16 protein-coding genes and 1 other RNA gene are annotated in these 12,571 nt (G+C 52.5%); 10 read left to right on the top strand and 7 right to left on the bottom strand.

Going from position 1 to position 12,571, the window contains the following annotated elements:
- The first annotated feature begins 64 nt into the window (after nt 1–64).
- Nucleotides 65–283 (top strand): ogr/Delta-like zinc finger family protein, encoded by a 219-nt coding sequence (locus ACB496_RS16635; RefSeq protein ID WP_045334934.1) that lies wholly within the window; start codon nt 65–67, stop codon nt 281–283.
- A 116-nt stretch (nt 284–399) separates the two neighbouring features.
- On the opposite strand, the gene ssrA is transcribed toward ACB496_RS16635, so the two are convergent.
- Nucleotides 400–762: a transfer-messenger RNA gene (gene ssrA, locus ACB496_RS16630) on the bottom strand.
- A gap of 99 nt (nt 763–861) precedes the next feature.
- Nucleotides 862–1,344, bottom strand: a complete 483-nt coding sequence (gene smpB, locus ACB496_RS16625) for an SsrA-binding protein SmpB (protein ID WP_095282985.1) — start codon at nt 1,342–1,344, stop codon at nt 862–864.
- Nucleotides 1,345–1,506: 162 nt separating this feature from the next.
- Between smpB and ACB496_RS16620 the strand changes: the two genes are divergently transcribed.
- Together ACB496_RS16620 and ACB496_RS16615 are read left to right on the top strand one after the other, a co-directional pair.
- Nucleotides 1,507–1,944, top strand: a complete 438-nt coding sequence (locus ACB496_RS16620; protein WP_198520732.1) for a type II toxin-antitoxin system RatA family toxin — start codon at nt 1,507–1,509, stop codon at nt 1,942–1,944.
- On the top strand, nt 1,934–2,221 hold the full coding sequence (locus tag ACB496_RS16615; protein ID WP_371973092.1) for an RnfH family protein: 288 nt from the start codon (nt 1,934–1,936) through the stop codon (nt 2,219–2,221). The genes ACB496_RS16620 and ACB496_RS16615 overlap by 11 nt, the downstream gene beginning before the upstream one ends.
- A gap of 63 nt (nt 2,222–2,284) precedes the next feature.
- Here ACB496_RS16615 and bamE read toward each other — a convergent pair whose 3' ends face one another.
- From bamE to nadK, 3 genes are all read right to left on the bottom strand, one after another.
- Nucleotides 2,285–2,626: an outer membrane protein assembly factor BamE gene (gene bamE, locus ACB496_RS16610; protein ID WP_100779241.1), complete on the bottom strand. Its 342-nt coding sequence runs from the start codon at nt 2,624–2,626 to the stop codon at nt 2,285–2,287.
- Between the two features lie 138 nt (nt 2,627–2,764).
- Nucleotides 2,765–4,426 carry a DNA repair protein RecN gene (gene recN / locus ACB496_RS16605; protein WP_371973091.1) on the bottom strand — a complete coding sequence of 554 codons (1,662 nt, stop codon included), beginning with the start codon at nt 4,424–4,426 and terminating at the stop codon, nt 2,765–2,767.
- An 85-nt stretch (nt 4,427–4,511) separates the two neighbouring features.
- Nucleotides 4,512–5,390, bottom strand: a complete 879-nt coding sequence (nadK, locus tag ACB496_RS16600; RefSeq protein ID WP_015960089.1) for an NAD(+) kinase — start codon at nt 5,388–5,390, stop codon at nt 4,512–4,514.
- A gap of 121 nt (nt 5,391–5,511) precedes the next feature.
- On the opposite strand from nadK, the gene grpE reads away from it, so the two are divergent.
- Nucleotides 5,512–6,105 carry a nucleotide exchange factor GrpE gene (gene grpE / locus ACB496_RS16595; RefSeq protein WP_142503618.1) on the top strand — a complete coding sequence of 198 codons (594 nt, stop codon included), beginning with the start codon at nt 5,512–5,514 and terminating at the stop codon, nt 6,103–6,105.
- A gap of 49 nt (nt 6,106–6,154) precedes the next feature.
- Here grpE and ACB496_RS16590 read toward each other — a convergent pair whose 3' ends face one another.
- Both ACB496_RS16590 and ACB496_RS16585 read right to left on the bottom strand, forming a co-directional pair.
- The gene (locus ACB496_RS16590) at nt 6,155–7,444 is read right to left on the bottom strand and encodes an HlyC/CorC family transporter (RefSeq protein ID WP_100779245.1); all 1,290 of its coding nucleotides are present in this window, start codon (nt 7,442–7,444) and stop codon (nt 6,155–6,157) included.
- An 18-nt stretch (nt 7,445–7,462) separates the two neighbouring features.
- The gene (locus ACB496_RS16585; protein ID WP_100780834.1) at nt 7,463–8,254 is read right to left on the bottom strand and encodes an inner membrane protein YpjD; all 792 of its coding nucleotides are present in this window, start codon (nt 8,252–8,254) and stop codon (nt 7,463–7,465) included.
- Between the two features lie 166 nt (nt 8,255–8,420).
- Here ACB496_RS16585 and ffh point away from each other — a divergent pair, with 166 nt between their 5' ends.
- The 6 genes from ffh to ACB496_RS16555 all read left to right on the top strand — a co-directional run bounded on the left by ffh (nt 8,421) and on the right by ACB496_RS16555 (nt 12,568).
- The gene (gene ffh, locus ACB496_RS16580) at nt 8,421–9,782 is read left to right on the top strand and encodes a signal recognition particle protein (protein WP_100779246.1); all 1,362 of its coding nucleotides are present in this window, start codon (nt 8,421–8,423) and stop codon (nt 9,780–9,782) included.
- Nucleotides 9,783–10,039: 257 nt separating this feature from the next.
- Nucleotides 10,040–10,288, top strand: coding sequence for a 30S ribosomal protein S16 (gene rpsP / locus ACB496_RS16575; protein WP_014171249.1), 249 nt, complete (start codon nt 10,040–10,042; stop codon nt 10,286–10,288).
- Nucleotides 10,289–10,303: 15 nt separating this feature from the next.
- Entirely contained in the window at nt 10,304–10,843 is a 540-nt protein-coding gene (gene rimM / locus ACB496_RS16570) for a ribosome maturation factor RimM (protein WP_100779247.1), read from the top strand.
- Between the two features lie 31 nt (nt 10,844–10,874).
- On the top strand, nt 10,875–11,642 hold the full coding sequence (gene trmD, locus ACB496_RS16565; protein WP_100779248.1) for a tRNA (guanosine(37)-N1)-methyltransferase TrmD: 768 nt from the start codon (nt 10,875–10,877) through the stop codon (nt 11,640–11,642).
- A gap of 44 nt (nt 11,643–11,686) precedes the next feature.
- Nucleotides 11,687–12,034 carry a 50S ribosomal protein L19 gene (gene rplS, locus ACB496_RS16560; RefSeq protein ID WP_095282974.1) on the top strand — a complete coding sequence of 116 codons (348 nt, stop codon included), beginning with the start codon at nt 11,687–11,689 and terminating at the stop codon, nt 12,032–12,034.
- Nucleotides 12,035–12,163: 129 nt separating this feature from the next.
- Nucleotides 12,164–12,568: a DUF2946 domain-containing protein gene (locus tag ACB496_RS16555; protein WP_319417920.1), complete on the top strand. Its 405-nt coding sequence runs from the start codon at nt 12,164–12,166 to the stop codon at nt 12,566–12,568.
- Nucleotides 12,569–12,571 lie beyond the last annotated feature (3 nt).

Here is a 12,571-nt window from a genome sequence, read left to right as displayed (position 1 = left end):
TTCTCAAAATTGAATAATGATGTATCATTATTGTGATTTTGGCAAAAGTGGTGGGATAACCGGAATGATGAATTGTCCAGAGTGCGGCCAGGCAGCTCATACAAGAAGCAGTTTTCAGGTATCAGCAACAACCAAAGAACGTTACAACCAGTGCCAAAATATCAACTGCGGTTGTACTTTTGTCACGCACGAAACATTTGTTAGGCATATCATAAAGCCTAATGTGATTTCTTCTGCGCCCCCACATCCGGGAAAAGATGGGCAAGGGCACATGAATTTTTAAAAAGAACCCGCTTTCAAAGCGGGTTTTTTTTGTCGCCAGTCCAAAAGCCTGTCGCCATTTTGCCGCCATTGGAATAGAAAAAGGGGCTACGTTTTCACGTAACCCCTTGTTTTATTTGGTGGAGCTGGCGGGAGTTGAACCCGCGTCCGAAATTTCTACATCCTCGGTACTACATGCTTAGTCAGTCTTTACATTCGCCTGGCACCTGCGGACAGACACGCCACTACCAGACTAGCCTGATTAGTTTTAACACTTCAGCCCCAGGCAGGACATCCATGCGATCTCTTTTGGGTTTGACCTCTCTTGATCCCCGTCCTAAGAGCGGAGGCTAGGGAGAGAGGGCTCTTAGCAGGTTATTAAGCTGCTAAAGCGTAGTTTTCGTCGTTTGCGACTATTTTTTTGCGGCTTTTTACGAGGCAAACCGCCCCTCGGCATGCACCTTGGGTTTCGCAAATCCCGTCGAATCCAGAATCAGCCCCAATGTGTTGAACCCAGTATACCAGAACTGGCATCAGTGATGCCAGCGTGGAACGATAAGTTCTTAAATCAGTGTGAAAAGTACAAAATTCAGGCAGAAATTAACGGCCTGCGTGCTTCATGATACGCGCTTTGTCGACCTGCCATTCACGGTCTTTCACGTCATCACGTTTGTCATGCTGTTTTTTACCCTTCGCCACGCCGATTTTCACTTTGCACCAGGCATTTTTCCAGTACAGAGACAGGGCGACGACGGTGTAACCTTCGCGGTTAATGCGGCCAAAAAGTGAAGCCAGTTCGCGCTGATTGAGCAGCAGTTTACGCGTGCGCGTCGGGTCGCAAACGTAGTGTGAAGAGGCGACGGCCAGCGGTGTAAAGTTTGCGCCAAACAGGAAGGCTTCGCCATCAATCAGAATAACATAGCTGTCGCTGATGTTGGCTTTACCTGCGCGCAGGGATTTGACTTCCCAGCCCTGCAACGCAAGGCCAGCTTCGAATTCTTCTTCAATGAAGTACTCATGGCGGGCACGCTTGTTCAGCGCAATGGTTGCCGAGCCAGGTTTATGTGCTTTTTTCTTCGTCATAAGTGTCGTGAAGCCATAGGTAATCTGAGTTCAAAAAGTAACCTCATTGCGATTGCATCCTGTGAGGTCCAGCGCGGTATCTTAGCACGAGATAAGGCTTAGCGTTTTTTTAACAGGGGATAAATGTTATTATTTGTCCGTTGTGTGACCATGGAAAATGCTATGCCTCAGATTAGCCGTACTGCGCTTGTGCCTTACAGCGTGGAACAAATGTACCAGTTAGTGAATGACGTCCAGTCCTATCCGCAGTTTATTCCGGGATGTACCGGTAGTCGGGTGCTGGATGCTGGCCCGACGCAGATGACTGCCGCCGTGGATGTGTCGAAAGCGGGGATCAGCAAAACGTTCACGACCCGTAATACGCTGACCAACAATCAAAGTATTTTGATGCAACTGGTGGATGGGCCGTTCAAAACCCTGATGGGTGGCTGGAAGTTTACGCCACTGAGCGCTGATGCTTGCCGCATCGAGTTTCATCTGGATTTCGAGTTTACCAATAAGCTGATTGAACTGGCGTTTGGCCGCATCTTCAAAGAGCTGGCCTCCAATATGGTTCAGGCATTCACCGTGCGCGCTAAAGAGGTTTACAGTGTCGCCTAAAATCACGGTGGAAGTGGCTTACGCCCTGCCGGAAAAACAATACCTGCAGCAGGTGAAGCTGGACGAGGGGGGCACCGTTGAAGAAGCGATTCGTGCCTCTGGTCTGCTGGAACTGCGCAGCGATATTGATCTGTCGAAGAATAAAGTCGGTATCTACAGTCGTCCGGTTAAGCTGATGGATGTTTTGAGTGATGGCGATCGCGTTGAGATTTATCGACCACTGATTGCCGATCCGAAAGAGCTGCGCCGTCAGCGTGCGGAGAAGGCCGGGAAGTAGGGCGAAGCGACGTTAAGATACAAAAAAGGTGCTCAGTGAGCACCTTTTTGCATTTCTGAGACCTTACTGTTTGGTAAGCGCCGGTTTGTTATCAATGTTAGTTAACACACCGCTGCTGTTGAAGGTCAGGGTCAGCGTCTGCTGTGTAACACCTTCATGACCAGGCTGCTGGCGGAAGACATAGAACCAGGTATTAGTGCCGAACGGATCGGACATCATCGGGGTTCCCAGTGCATAAGCGACCTGCTGTTGTGTCATCCCGACACGAACTTTAGACACATCGTTAGGTGTGAGGTAGTTCCCCTGGTTGATGTCAGGACGGTAAACCACTCGCTCCAGAGTGGAACAACCTGCGGTCAACATCAGAAGAACCGCTGCGACAGCGGTCAGCGTTTTACAGCGCATAGTGATTTGATTCCTTTTCGGGCCCGAGCAATACGCGGCTCATATGTTATATGCCGATGATAATAGACCTTGCCCCACTTTGAAACCGGTCTGACGGCGTTTTTGTTGTTCTGTATGACCCTGAGATCCCGAAAAAGTTTATGCAGCCAGCAGTTCTTTCGCATTCGCCAGCGTATTGCGCGTCACTTCACTACCGCCAAGCAGACGTGCCAGCTCCTGCAGGCGCGCCTTTTTATCCAGCGGGTGCATATGCGTTTCCGTCATTTCACCGTCGGTTTCTTTGCAGACATAGAAATGGTGATGCCCACAACCGGCTACCTGCGGCAGGTGGGTGACACACATGACCTGAGTGGATTCACCTAACTGACGTAATAATTTGCCAACGACGGCGGCGGTCGGGCCGCTGATCCCCACGTCCACTTCATCGAAGATCAGCGCCGGGGTTTCCATTTTACGCGCCGTGATCACTTGAATTGCCAGAGCGATGCGCGAGAGTTCCCCACCAGAGGCGACCTTGGAAATGGCCTGTAAAGGCTGGCCTGGGTTGGTGGTCACACGAAATTCAATGCGGTCTGCCCCTTCGGCGGTGAGATGATTGACTTCAAATTTCACGTCGATGGTGAAGACACCGTGTGGCATAGACAGCGCATGCATGCTGTCCGTGATGTGCTGACCCAACTCCTGAGCATAATGTTGGCGAACATCGTGAAGCTGCTTCGCCGTGGCCAACGCCTGTTGATGATGGACATTCACCGCCAGGGACAGCGTTTCCAGCGAGTCGGCCTGATCTTCGAGCTGCTGCTGTTCATCCAGCAACGACTGGTGATAGTTCGGCAGCTCTTCTGGTGTGACGTAATGTTTACGTGCCAGGGAGATCTGCCGGGAGATGCGCTGCTCCAGCTCGAATAAGCGGTTAGGGTCGAGATCCAGGCGCTCACAATAGTGACGCAATTCTTCACCGGCTTCTGAAATTTGAATCGCCGCCTCTTCCAGCATGTCGAGCACGCCAGACAACTTGCTGTCGAGACCGACCAGTTCGGTAACCTGTTGGCGCACGGTGTAGAGCTGGCTCTGCAGGTTGGTATCTTCGCCATCAGCCAGCAGATTCAGCGCTTGCTGGCTGGTCGAGATTAAATGCCCGCTGTTGGCGAGCCGTTTGTACTCTTCGTCGATCTGCTCAAACTCACCCGGCTGTGGGTTGAATTCGTTGAGTTCCTTCAACTGATAGTTCAGCAGTTCGGCGCGCGCCGCGCGCTCCTGACTTTGCTGCTGATGCTGTGCCAGTTCGCGGCAGCTTTGATGCCACTGACGATAGTGTTCAGCCATCAACTGAGTGAGCGCGTACTCACCGGCATAGCCATCTAGCAGGGCTTTTTGCTGTTCAGGTTTAATGAGCTGCTGATGCGCGTGCTGGCCATGAATTTGAATCAATAGCTGGCCCAGCTCACGCAGCTGAGAAAGGGGAACCGCAGTCCCGTTGATAAAGCCGCGAGAGCGGCCATCGCTGCTGATGACGCGGCGAAGTAAACACTCACGTCCATCTTCGAGTTGATTGACTTCAAGCCAGCGCAGCGCGGCAGGAGTATCTTTTAAGGAAAAGCGCGCGCAGAGATCGGCGCGGCTAGCGCCGGTGCGCACGATGTCGCCTTCTGCGCGACCGCCGAGACACAAGCCGAGCGCATCAATGGCAATAGATTTACCTGCACCGGTTTCACCGGTAATGGCCGTCATTCCGCTCTGGAAGTCGATCTCAAGCTCACGAACAATGGCAAAGTTGCTGATGGTCAGTTGTGCCAGCATAATTGTTTTCCTGTATGAAAAACCATAACTGTGTTTTCATACAGTATAAACTGGTTTTTTATCCAGTAAAGTGCTGGATGCAAATTTAGAACAATTTTTTTGACCAGCCGAGCTTAGAACTTAATGTGTTGAAATAGCTGTAGTCTTTCGGATGTATCAGATTCAGGTGGTAGTCACAGCGGCGAATTAACACGTCTTCGCCTTCCTGTATCGGTAACGCAATCTGGCTGTCGCAGCTGATTTCGAGATCATTGCGGCGGTGCGAGAAGCGCAGGCGGATGGTGCTGCTGCTGTTGATAACCAGTGGGCGGGCCGAAAGGGTATGCGGGAACATCGGCACCAGAGTGATGGCATCCAGCGAGGGGGTCAGAATAGGCCCGCCAGCGGAGAGGGAATAGGCGGTCGAGCCGGTTGGCGTCGAGATGATTAGCCCGTCTGAGCGCTGGGAGAAAGCGAAGACTTCATCGATATAGACTTCGAATTCAATCATATGGGCGACTTTTCCTGGATGCAGGACCACTTCGTTGATGGCCGTGCTGATCCGTTTCTGGCAGTCCTGCTGGCATACCTGCGCTTCAAGCAAAAAGCGTTTTTCGCTGATGTAATGGCCGTCCAGAACGTCGGCTAACTGCTGATGGGCGTTGTCGGGGTCGAGGTCGGTCAGGAAGCCCAGGTTACCGCGGTTGATACCAATAACTTTAATATCGTAGCGTGCAAGAGTGCGAGCCGCGCCGAGCATGTTGCCGTCACCGCCGACGACTACGGCCAGATCCGCCTGCTGGCCAATCTCCGCCAGCGTGCCGGTCTTTACATTTTTGAGCTGCAATTCCTGCGCAATTTGCTGCTCCACCATCACTTCGTAGCCTTTTGCGCACAGCCAGCGATACAACATTTCATGTGTCGTCAGCGCCGTAGGGTGACGTGGATGTCCGACAATCCCAATACACTTGAAATGATTATTCATTTTCTGGAGGTCCTTGTGCCGATTGATGGTGACAATATGCTTTGTTCCCTTGAATCCCGGAAACTGATCCCCATAATAAGCGAAGTTAGCGAGATGAATGCAGAAAAACGCGGAGAAATTCATGAGTAGTAAAGAACAGAAAACGCCTGAGGGGCAAGCCCCGGAAGAAATTATCATGGAACAGCACGAAGAAGTTGAGGCTGTAGAGCCGGATGCTTCTGCTGAGCAGGTGGATCCGCGCGATGAAAAAATTGCGAATCTGGAAGCTCAGTTAACTGAAGCCCAGAATCGTGAGCGCGAAAGCGTGCTGCGTATCAAAGCGGAAATGGAAAACCTGCGTCGCCGTACCGAGCTGGACGTGGAAAAGGCGCATAAGTTCGCGCTGGAGAAATTCGTCAACGAGCTGCTGCCGGTGATTGATAGCCTGGATCGTGCGCTGGAAGTGGCTGATAAAGCTAACCCGGACATGGCGGCGATGGTCGAAGGCCTTGAGCTGACGCTGAAATCCATGCTCGACGTGGTGCGTAAGTTCGGTGTTGAAGTGGTTGCGGATACCAACGTAGCGCTGGACCCTAACGTCCACCAGGCGATTGCGATGGTTGAATCTGAAGATGTAACTGCTGGCAACGTGCTGGCTGTGATGCAGAAAGGCTATACGCTGAACGGTCGTACTATTCGTGCCGCGATGGTTACTGTCGCGAAAGCGAAGGCGTAATTTGCCTCTGTAGTGCCGGGTGGTGGCATTGCCTCACCCGGCCTACACACTAGCGCTCGGCTACGCTATCCCGCAGTGGTTTGACCGGGATAACTTTCACCTGTTTGATCATATTGTCCTGCACGTCCAGGATATCAATATCGTACTGGCTGATGCGCACACGGGTGCCGGATGCCGGGATCTCTTCCAGTGCTTCCAGAATCATACCGTTAATGGTGCGAGCGTCGTCTTCCGGCAGATGCCAGTTAAAGGCTTTGTTGAGTTCACGCACGTTGGCGCTGCCGTCGATCAGCACCGAACCGTCGTTTTGCGGCGTGACCTCTTCGGCGAGCGATGGCGACATTGACGTCGTAAAATCGCCAACGATCTCTTCCAGAATATCTTCGACCGTCACCAGCCCCTGGATATCGCCATACTCGTTGACCACCAGGCCCACTTTCTTTTTATTACGCTGGAATTTCACCAGCTGCGTACTCAGCGGCGTGCCTTCTGGAATGATATAGAGTTCATCGGCGGCGCGGAGCATCACCTCTTTAGTGAACTCTTTTTTCTCGGTCATCAGGCGATAGGCTTCGCGCACGCGCAGCATGCTGATGGCGTCATCCAGTGAATCACGGTACAGCACGATGCGGCCATGGGGAGAGTGGGTCAGCTGGCGGACGATGGCTTTCCAGTCGTCGTTAATGTCGATACCCACGATTTCATTGCGCGGCACCATGATGTCGTCAACGCTCACTTTCTCCAGATCCAGCACCGACAGCAGCATGTCCTGATTCCGACGCGAAATCTGCGAGCGGGATTCATGGACGATGGTGCGCAACTCGTCTTTGCTCAGTGCGCTGCTGATCACCACGTCGGCTTTTATACCGACCATGCGCATCAGCAGGCGGGTAACCATGTTGAGCAGCCAGACCAGAGGCATCATCAGGATTAGCAGCGGGCCGAGCAGGAAGCTGCTCGGATAGGCGACTTTCTCCGGGTAGAGGGCGGCGATGGTTTTCGGCAGGACTTCAGCAAATACCAGGACGACAAACGTCAGTACACCGGTCGCGATGGCGACACCGGCGTTGCCGTAGAGGCGCATCCCAACAATAGTGCCCAGCGCGGAGGCGAGAATATTGACCAGGTTGTTGCCGATCAGCACCAGGCTAATCAGACGATCGGGCTTGCGCAGCAGCTTTTCAACGCGTCGGGCGGCACGGTTGCCTTGTTTAGCGCGATGACGTAACCGGTAGCGGTTCAGGGTCATCATGCCGGTTTCTGAGCCGGAGAAGTAGGCGGAGATGACCACCATGACGATCAGGGTGACGATCAGCGTGGTGGTGGAGATGTGTTCCAGGGGGAACTCCTTTGTTGCTTAGCCGACGAACTGCTGTATGACGCGGCTACCAAAGTAGGCCAGTGTCAGGATGCCAGCGCCTGCTACGTTAAACCAGACGACGCGACGACCGCGCCAGCCCTGGTGATAGTGGCCCCATAACAGGACAATATAGACAAACCACGCGATGATAGAGAGAACGGCTTTATCAATATTCTCAATGCTGAACAGGTTCTGCATATAAAACAGACCCGTGCAGAGCGTCAGCGTCAGTAGCACCACACCAATCTGAGTGATGTGAAACATCTTACGCTCAATGACCATCAGCGGTGGCATTTCCTGGTTGAAAACCAGCTTTTTGTTTTTCAACTGGTAGTCGATCCACGCCAACTGCATGGCGTACAGCGCCGCAATGATTAGCGTGGCGTAGGAGAACAGCGACAGGCCGATGTGGACCATCATGCCCGGCGTAGTTTCCAGATGCGTAATGAACTCGTTTGGCACGAAGGTCGCGAACGCCAGATTGATCAGCGCGAAGGCGTAGACAATGGGGAGCAGCAGCCAGCCGCGATTCTTCGATGCGACAATGGTCATCACCGTACAAATCATCAGGCTGACCAGCGAGCCGACGTTCAGCACGCTCAGATTTTGTACGCTGCCGTCGCCCGGAATAATACGTGATTCCAGTGCGAACGCATGGCTTACCAGCGCGATAACTGCCGACAAAATAGCCATCCGTCGCCAGGCGCTGTTTTTTTGCAACAGGCCGGGAATGATCAGCGCAAGGCTGAAAGAGTAGGCAACAAGGGCGATCAGTGCGAAAACAGGCATATAGGCGTCGACAGTTGTCTTAATAAGAAAGATAAGCAGTATAACGTTACGTGACGCGCGCTCCAACCGTTGCATAACAACAAAGGCGCCTTCATGTTATACTGCGGCAAAATTCTGTGTACGTGTCGCGCTAGCGACCTAACGTTTCTACCTCAGGCGAGAGACAATGTTTGATAATTTAACCGATCGTTTGTCGCGCTCGCTGCGCAACATCAGCGGCCGTGGGCGCCTTACCGAAGACAATGTGAAAGAAACGCTGCGCGAAGTGCGCATGGCGTTGCTCGAAGCCGACGTGGCGTTGCCCGTTGTGCGCGAGTTCATCAGCCGCGTAAAAGAGAAAGCGGTTGGTCATGAAGTGAACAAGAGCCTGACCCCGGGTCAGGAGTTCGTCAAAATTGTGCGCAACGAGCTGGTTGCGGCAATGGGCGAAGAGAACCAGGTGTTGAACCTGGCCGCACAGCCGCCAGCGGTGGTGTTGATGGCCGGTCTGCAGGGTGCGGGTAAAACCACCAGTGTGGGTAAGCTGGGTAAATTCCTGCGTGAAAAGCACAAGAAAAAAGTGCTGGTCGTCTCTGCCGACGTTTATCGCCCGGCGGCGATCAAACAGCTTGAAACACTGGCTCAGCAGGTTGGTGTGGATTTCTTCCCGTCCGACGTCGCGCAGAAGCCCGTTGATATCGTTAATGCGGCGCTGAAAGAAGCGAAGCTGAAATTCTACGACGTGCTGCTGGTGGATACCGCCGGTCGTCTGCACGTCGACGAAGCGATGATGGACGAAATCAAACAGGTTCACGCCGCGATTAATCCGGTAGAGACCCTGTTTGTTGTTGATGCGATGACCGGTCAGGATGCGGCGAATACCGCAAAAGCGTTTAACGAAGCGCTGCCATTAACCGGTGTCGTACTGACTAAAGTCGACGGTGATGCCCGCGGTGGTGCGGCGCTCTCGATTCGTCATATCACCGGTAAACCGATTAAATTCCTCGGCGTCGGCGAGAAGACCGAAGCGCTGGAGCCGTTCCATCCGGATCGTATTGCTTCCCGTATTCTTGGCATGGGCGACGTGCTGTCACTGATCGAAGATATCGAGAGCAAAGTTGACCGCGCGCAGGCTGAGAAGCTGGCGAGCAAGCTGAAAAAAGGCGACGGTTTCGACTTGACCGACTTCCTGGAACAGCTCCGTCAGATGAAAAACATGGGCGGCATGGCCAGCCTGATGGGCAAACTGCCGGGCATGGGTCAGATCCCTGATAACGTGAAAGCGCAGATGGATGACAAAGTGCTGGTACGCATGGAGGCGATCATCAACTCGATGACGCTGAAAGAGCGTGCGAAGCCTGAAATCATCAAAGGGTCGCGCAAACGCCGCATCGCCGCTGGTTGCGGGATGCAGGTGCAGGATGTAAACCGCCTTCTGAAGCAGTTCGACGACATGCAGCGCATGATGAAGAAAATGAAGAAGGGCGGTATGGCGAAAATGATGCGTGGGATGAAGGGCATGATGCCGCCGGGATTCCCTGGCCGCTGAAACAAGGGATATAAGGCTATCTTGTTTGCCATTTGTGCTCGAAATGCTCACGTACTACGTGTACGCTCCGCTTTCTGCGCGCACGCCGGAACTAAACTGGCTGCACTGATATACGCCTTATAACCCTTGTTTGGCATATGTGAAGCATATGCTGATTGCAATTTCTCCAGAAATCAGTAAAATTTTCGGGCTTTTAATATGACACTGGGCTCCGTTCCTCGATGGGGCCCTGTGTTTTATTCACACAAGAGGATGTTATGGTAACTATTCGTTTAGCACGTCACGGCGCAAAAAAGCGTCCGTTCTACCAGGTTGTTGTGACTGACAGCCGTAATGCACGCAACGGTCGCTTCATCGAGCGCGTTGGTTTCTTCAACCCGATCGCTAGCGGTTCTGAAGAAGAAACCCGTCTGGATCTGGATCGTATCGCTCACTGGGTTGGCCAGGGCGCTACTGTTTCCGATCGCGTTGCTACGCTTATCAAAGCAGCAAACAAAGCAGCTTAATCTGTCACGGTGGTCATGATGAGCAATAAAGCACCTGTTGAACCGATCGTATTGGGAAAAATGGGTTCTTGCTACGGTATCCGTGGTTGGCTCAGAGTGTTTTCCTCCACTGAAGACGCTGAAAGCATTTTTAACTACCAGCCCTGGTTTATCCAGAAAGGTGGTAAGTGGGAAGCGGTTGAGCTGGAAAGCTGGCGCCACCACAATCAGGATATCGTGATCAAGCTGAAAGGCGTTGACGATCGCGATGCGGCGAATCTGCTGACTAATTGCGAAATTGTCGTCGATTCATCGCAGCTGCCTTCGCTGGAAGAGGGTGATTATTACTGGAAAGACCTTATGGGTTGCCAGGTTGTCACCACTGAAGGCTATGGCCTGGGTAAAGTCATCGATATGATGGAAACCGGGTCAAATGACGTTCTCGTCATTAAGGCAAACCTGAAAGATGCGTTTGGCATCAAGGAGCGGCTGGTTCCGTTCCTCGATGGGCAGGTTATCAAGAAAGTCGATCTCACTACGCGAACTATCGAAGTAGATTGGGATCCTGGTTTTTAAATTCTCCGGATAAACGGTAAAAGACGGCGCTATGTGGATTGGCATAATTAGCCTGTTTCCTGAAATGTTCCGCGCGATTACTGATTACGGGGTAACTGGCCGGGCAGTAAAAAAAGGCCTGCTGAACATCGAAAGCTGGAGTCCTCGTGACTTCACGCATGACCGGCACCGTACCGTGGACGAACGTCCTTACGGCGGCGGACCGGGGATGTTAATGATGGTGCAACCCTTGCGGGACGCCATCCATACAGCAAAAGCCGCGGCAGGTGAAGGCGCAAAGGTGATTTATCTGTCACCTCAGGGACGCAAGCTTGATCAAGCAGGCGTAAGCGAACTGGCCACGAATCAAAAGCTGATTCTGGTATGTGGTCGCTATGAAGGGATAGATGAGCGCGTAATTCAGACCGAAATTGATGAAGAATGGTCAATCGGCGATTACGTTCTCAGCGGTGGTGAGTTACCGGCAATGACGCTGATTGACTCCGTTGCCCGGTTTATTCCGGGTGTACTGGGCCATGAAGCTTCAGCAACAGAAGACTCTTTTGCTGATGGATTGCTGGACTGTCCACACTATACCCGCCCTGAAGTGTTAGAAGGGATGGAAGTACCGGCGGTATTGCTGTCGGGGAACCATGCCGAGATACGTCGCTGGCGTTTGAAGCAGTCGCTGGGCCGAACCTGGCTTAGAAGACCTGAACTTCTGGAAAACCTGGCTCTGACTGAAGAGCAAGTAAGGTTGCTGGCGGAGTTCCAAAAAGAGCACGCACAACAGCAACATAAACATGATGGGCAAGCGTAAAACGCTCCCGATATATCAGTTTACCCAGGATAAGAGATTAAATTATGAGCAACATTATTAAGCAAATTGAACAAGAGCAGATGAAGCAGGACGTACCTTCATTCCGTCCGGGTGATTCCGTGGAAGTGAAAGTATGGGTTGTTGAAGGTTCCAAAAAACGTCTGCAGGCATTCGAGGGCGTGGTTATCGCTATTCGTAACCGCGGTCTGCACTCTGCATTCACTGTTCGTAAAATTTCCAACGGCGAAGGTGTTGAGCGTGTCTTCCAGACTCACTCTCCAGTAGTTGACAGCATTACTGTCAAACGTCGTGGTGCTGTACGTAAAGCTAAACTGTACTACCTGCGTGAGCGTACTGGTAAGTCTGCTCGTATCAAAGAGCGTCTGAACTAAGACTCGCTTAAGCAACATCCTGTTAAAAGGGCTGGCCGCAAGGCCGGCCCTTTTTTATGTAAATCCGCGCCGTCTGTTAACCTTCGTTTCATAAATCATTTACAATAGCCGCTCTCTAGCGGAGGGTAAGTGAATAACGCACTGCATCAGTCAGCCTTGAAACGCACAGCGGCCTGGACCGCGCTGTTTGCGATCCTGCTGATCGTGGTCGCGCCGCTGATCTCCATTTCGCTACAAAAAGATCCCATGAGCGCAATGCCGGGGATGCATCATGATATGAGCCAGATGTCGATGGCAGAACATCATGGTGAGTCGCCGCACTCAATGCCTGTCGATCACGCCGAAGCCTGTGGCTATTGTGTGCTAATGGCCCATGTGCCGGGCCTGATGCTGGCGCTGATCGTGCTGTTGTGTGCTGTGCTATTGCGACATCGCGTTAAACCGCCGCGACAGGCGGTGAGTCACTGGCACTTTTTCCCCTGGTTGTATCCTGATACCCGCGCGCCACCGCAGCGGTCAGCTTTTTCCCTTTAAACC

The organism is Lelliottia nimipressuralis (assembly GCF_041464075.1).
GTDB classification, from domain to species: domain Bacteria; phylum Pseudomonadota; class Gammaproteobacteria; order Enterobacterales; family Enterobacteriaceae; genus Enterobacter; species Enterobacter nimipressuralis.
The sequence above is the reverse complement of the archived record's forward strand: the minus strand, read 5'-3'. Positions and strand labels throughout refer to the sequence as shown.

Bases quoted from the DNA above. Each gene is read 5' to 3' on its own strand.
- ACB496_RS16620 (WP_198520732.1), top strand. From the start codon at position 1,507: ATGCCTCAGATTAGCCGTACTGCGCTTGTGCCTTACAGCGTGGAACAA.
- ffh (WP_100779246.1), top strand. From the start codon at position 8,421: ATGTTTGATAATTTAACCGATCGTTTGTCGCGCTCGCTGCGCAACATC.
- trmD (WP_100779248.1), top strand. From the start codon at position 10,875: ATGTGGATTGGCATAATTAGCCTGTTTCCTGAAATGTTCCGCGCGATT.
- rplS (WP_095282974.1), top strand. From the start codon at position 11,687: ATGAGCAACATTATTAAGCAAATTGAACAAGAGCAGATGAAGCAGGAC.
- ACB496_RS16585 (WP_100780834.1), bottom strand. From the start codon at position 8,254: ATGCCTGTTTTCGCACTGATCGCCCTTGTTGCCTACTCTTTCAGCCTT.
- rimM (WP_100779247.1), top strand. From the start codon at position 10,304: ATGATGAGCAATAAAGCACCTGTTGAACCGATCGTATTGGGAAAAATG.
- ACB496_RS16635 (WP_045334934.1), top strand. From the start codon at position 65: ATGATGAATTGTCCAGAGTGCGGCCAGGCAGCTCATACAAGAAGCAGT.
- grpE (WP_142503618.1), top strand. From the start codon at position 5,512: ATGAGTAGTAAAGAACAGAAAACGCCTGAGGGGCAAGCCCCGGAAGAA.
- recN (WP_371973091.1), bottom strand. From the start codon at position 4,426: ATGCTGGCACAACTGACCATCAGCAACTTTGCCATTGTTCGTGAGCTT.
- rpsP (WP_014171249.1), top strand. From the start codon at position 10,040: ATGGTAACTATTCGTTTAGCACGTCACGGCGCAAAAAAGCGTCCGTTC.
- bamE (WP_100779241.1), bottom strand. From the start codon at position 2,626: ATGCGCTGTAAAACGCTGACCGCTGTCGCAGCGGTTCTTCTGATGTTG.
- nadK (WP_015960089.1), bottom strand. From the start codon at position 5,390: ATGAATAATCATTTCAAGTGTATTGGGATTGTCGGACATCCACGTCAC.
- smpB (WP_095282985.1), bottom strand. From the start codon at position 1,344: ATGACGAAGAAAAAAGCACATAAACCTGGCTCGGCAACCATTGCGCTG.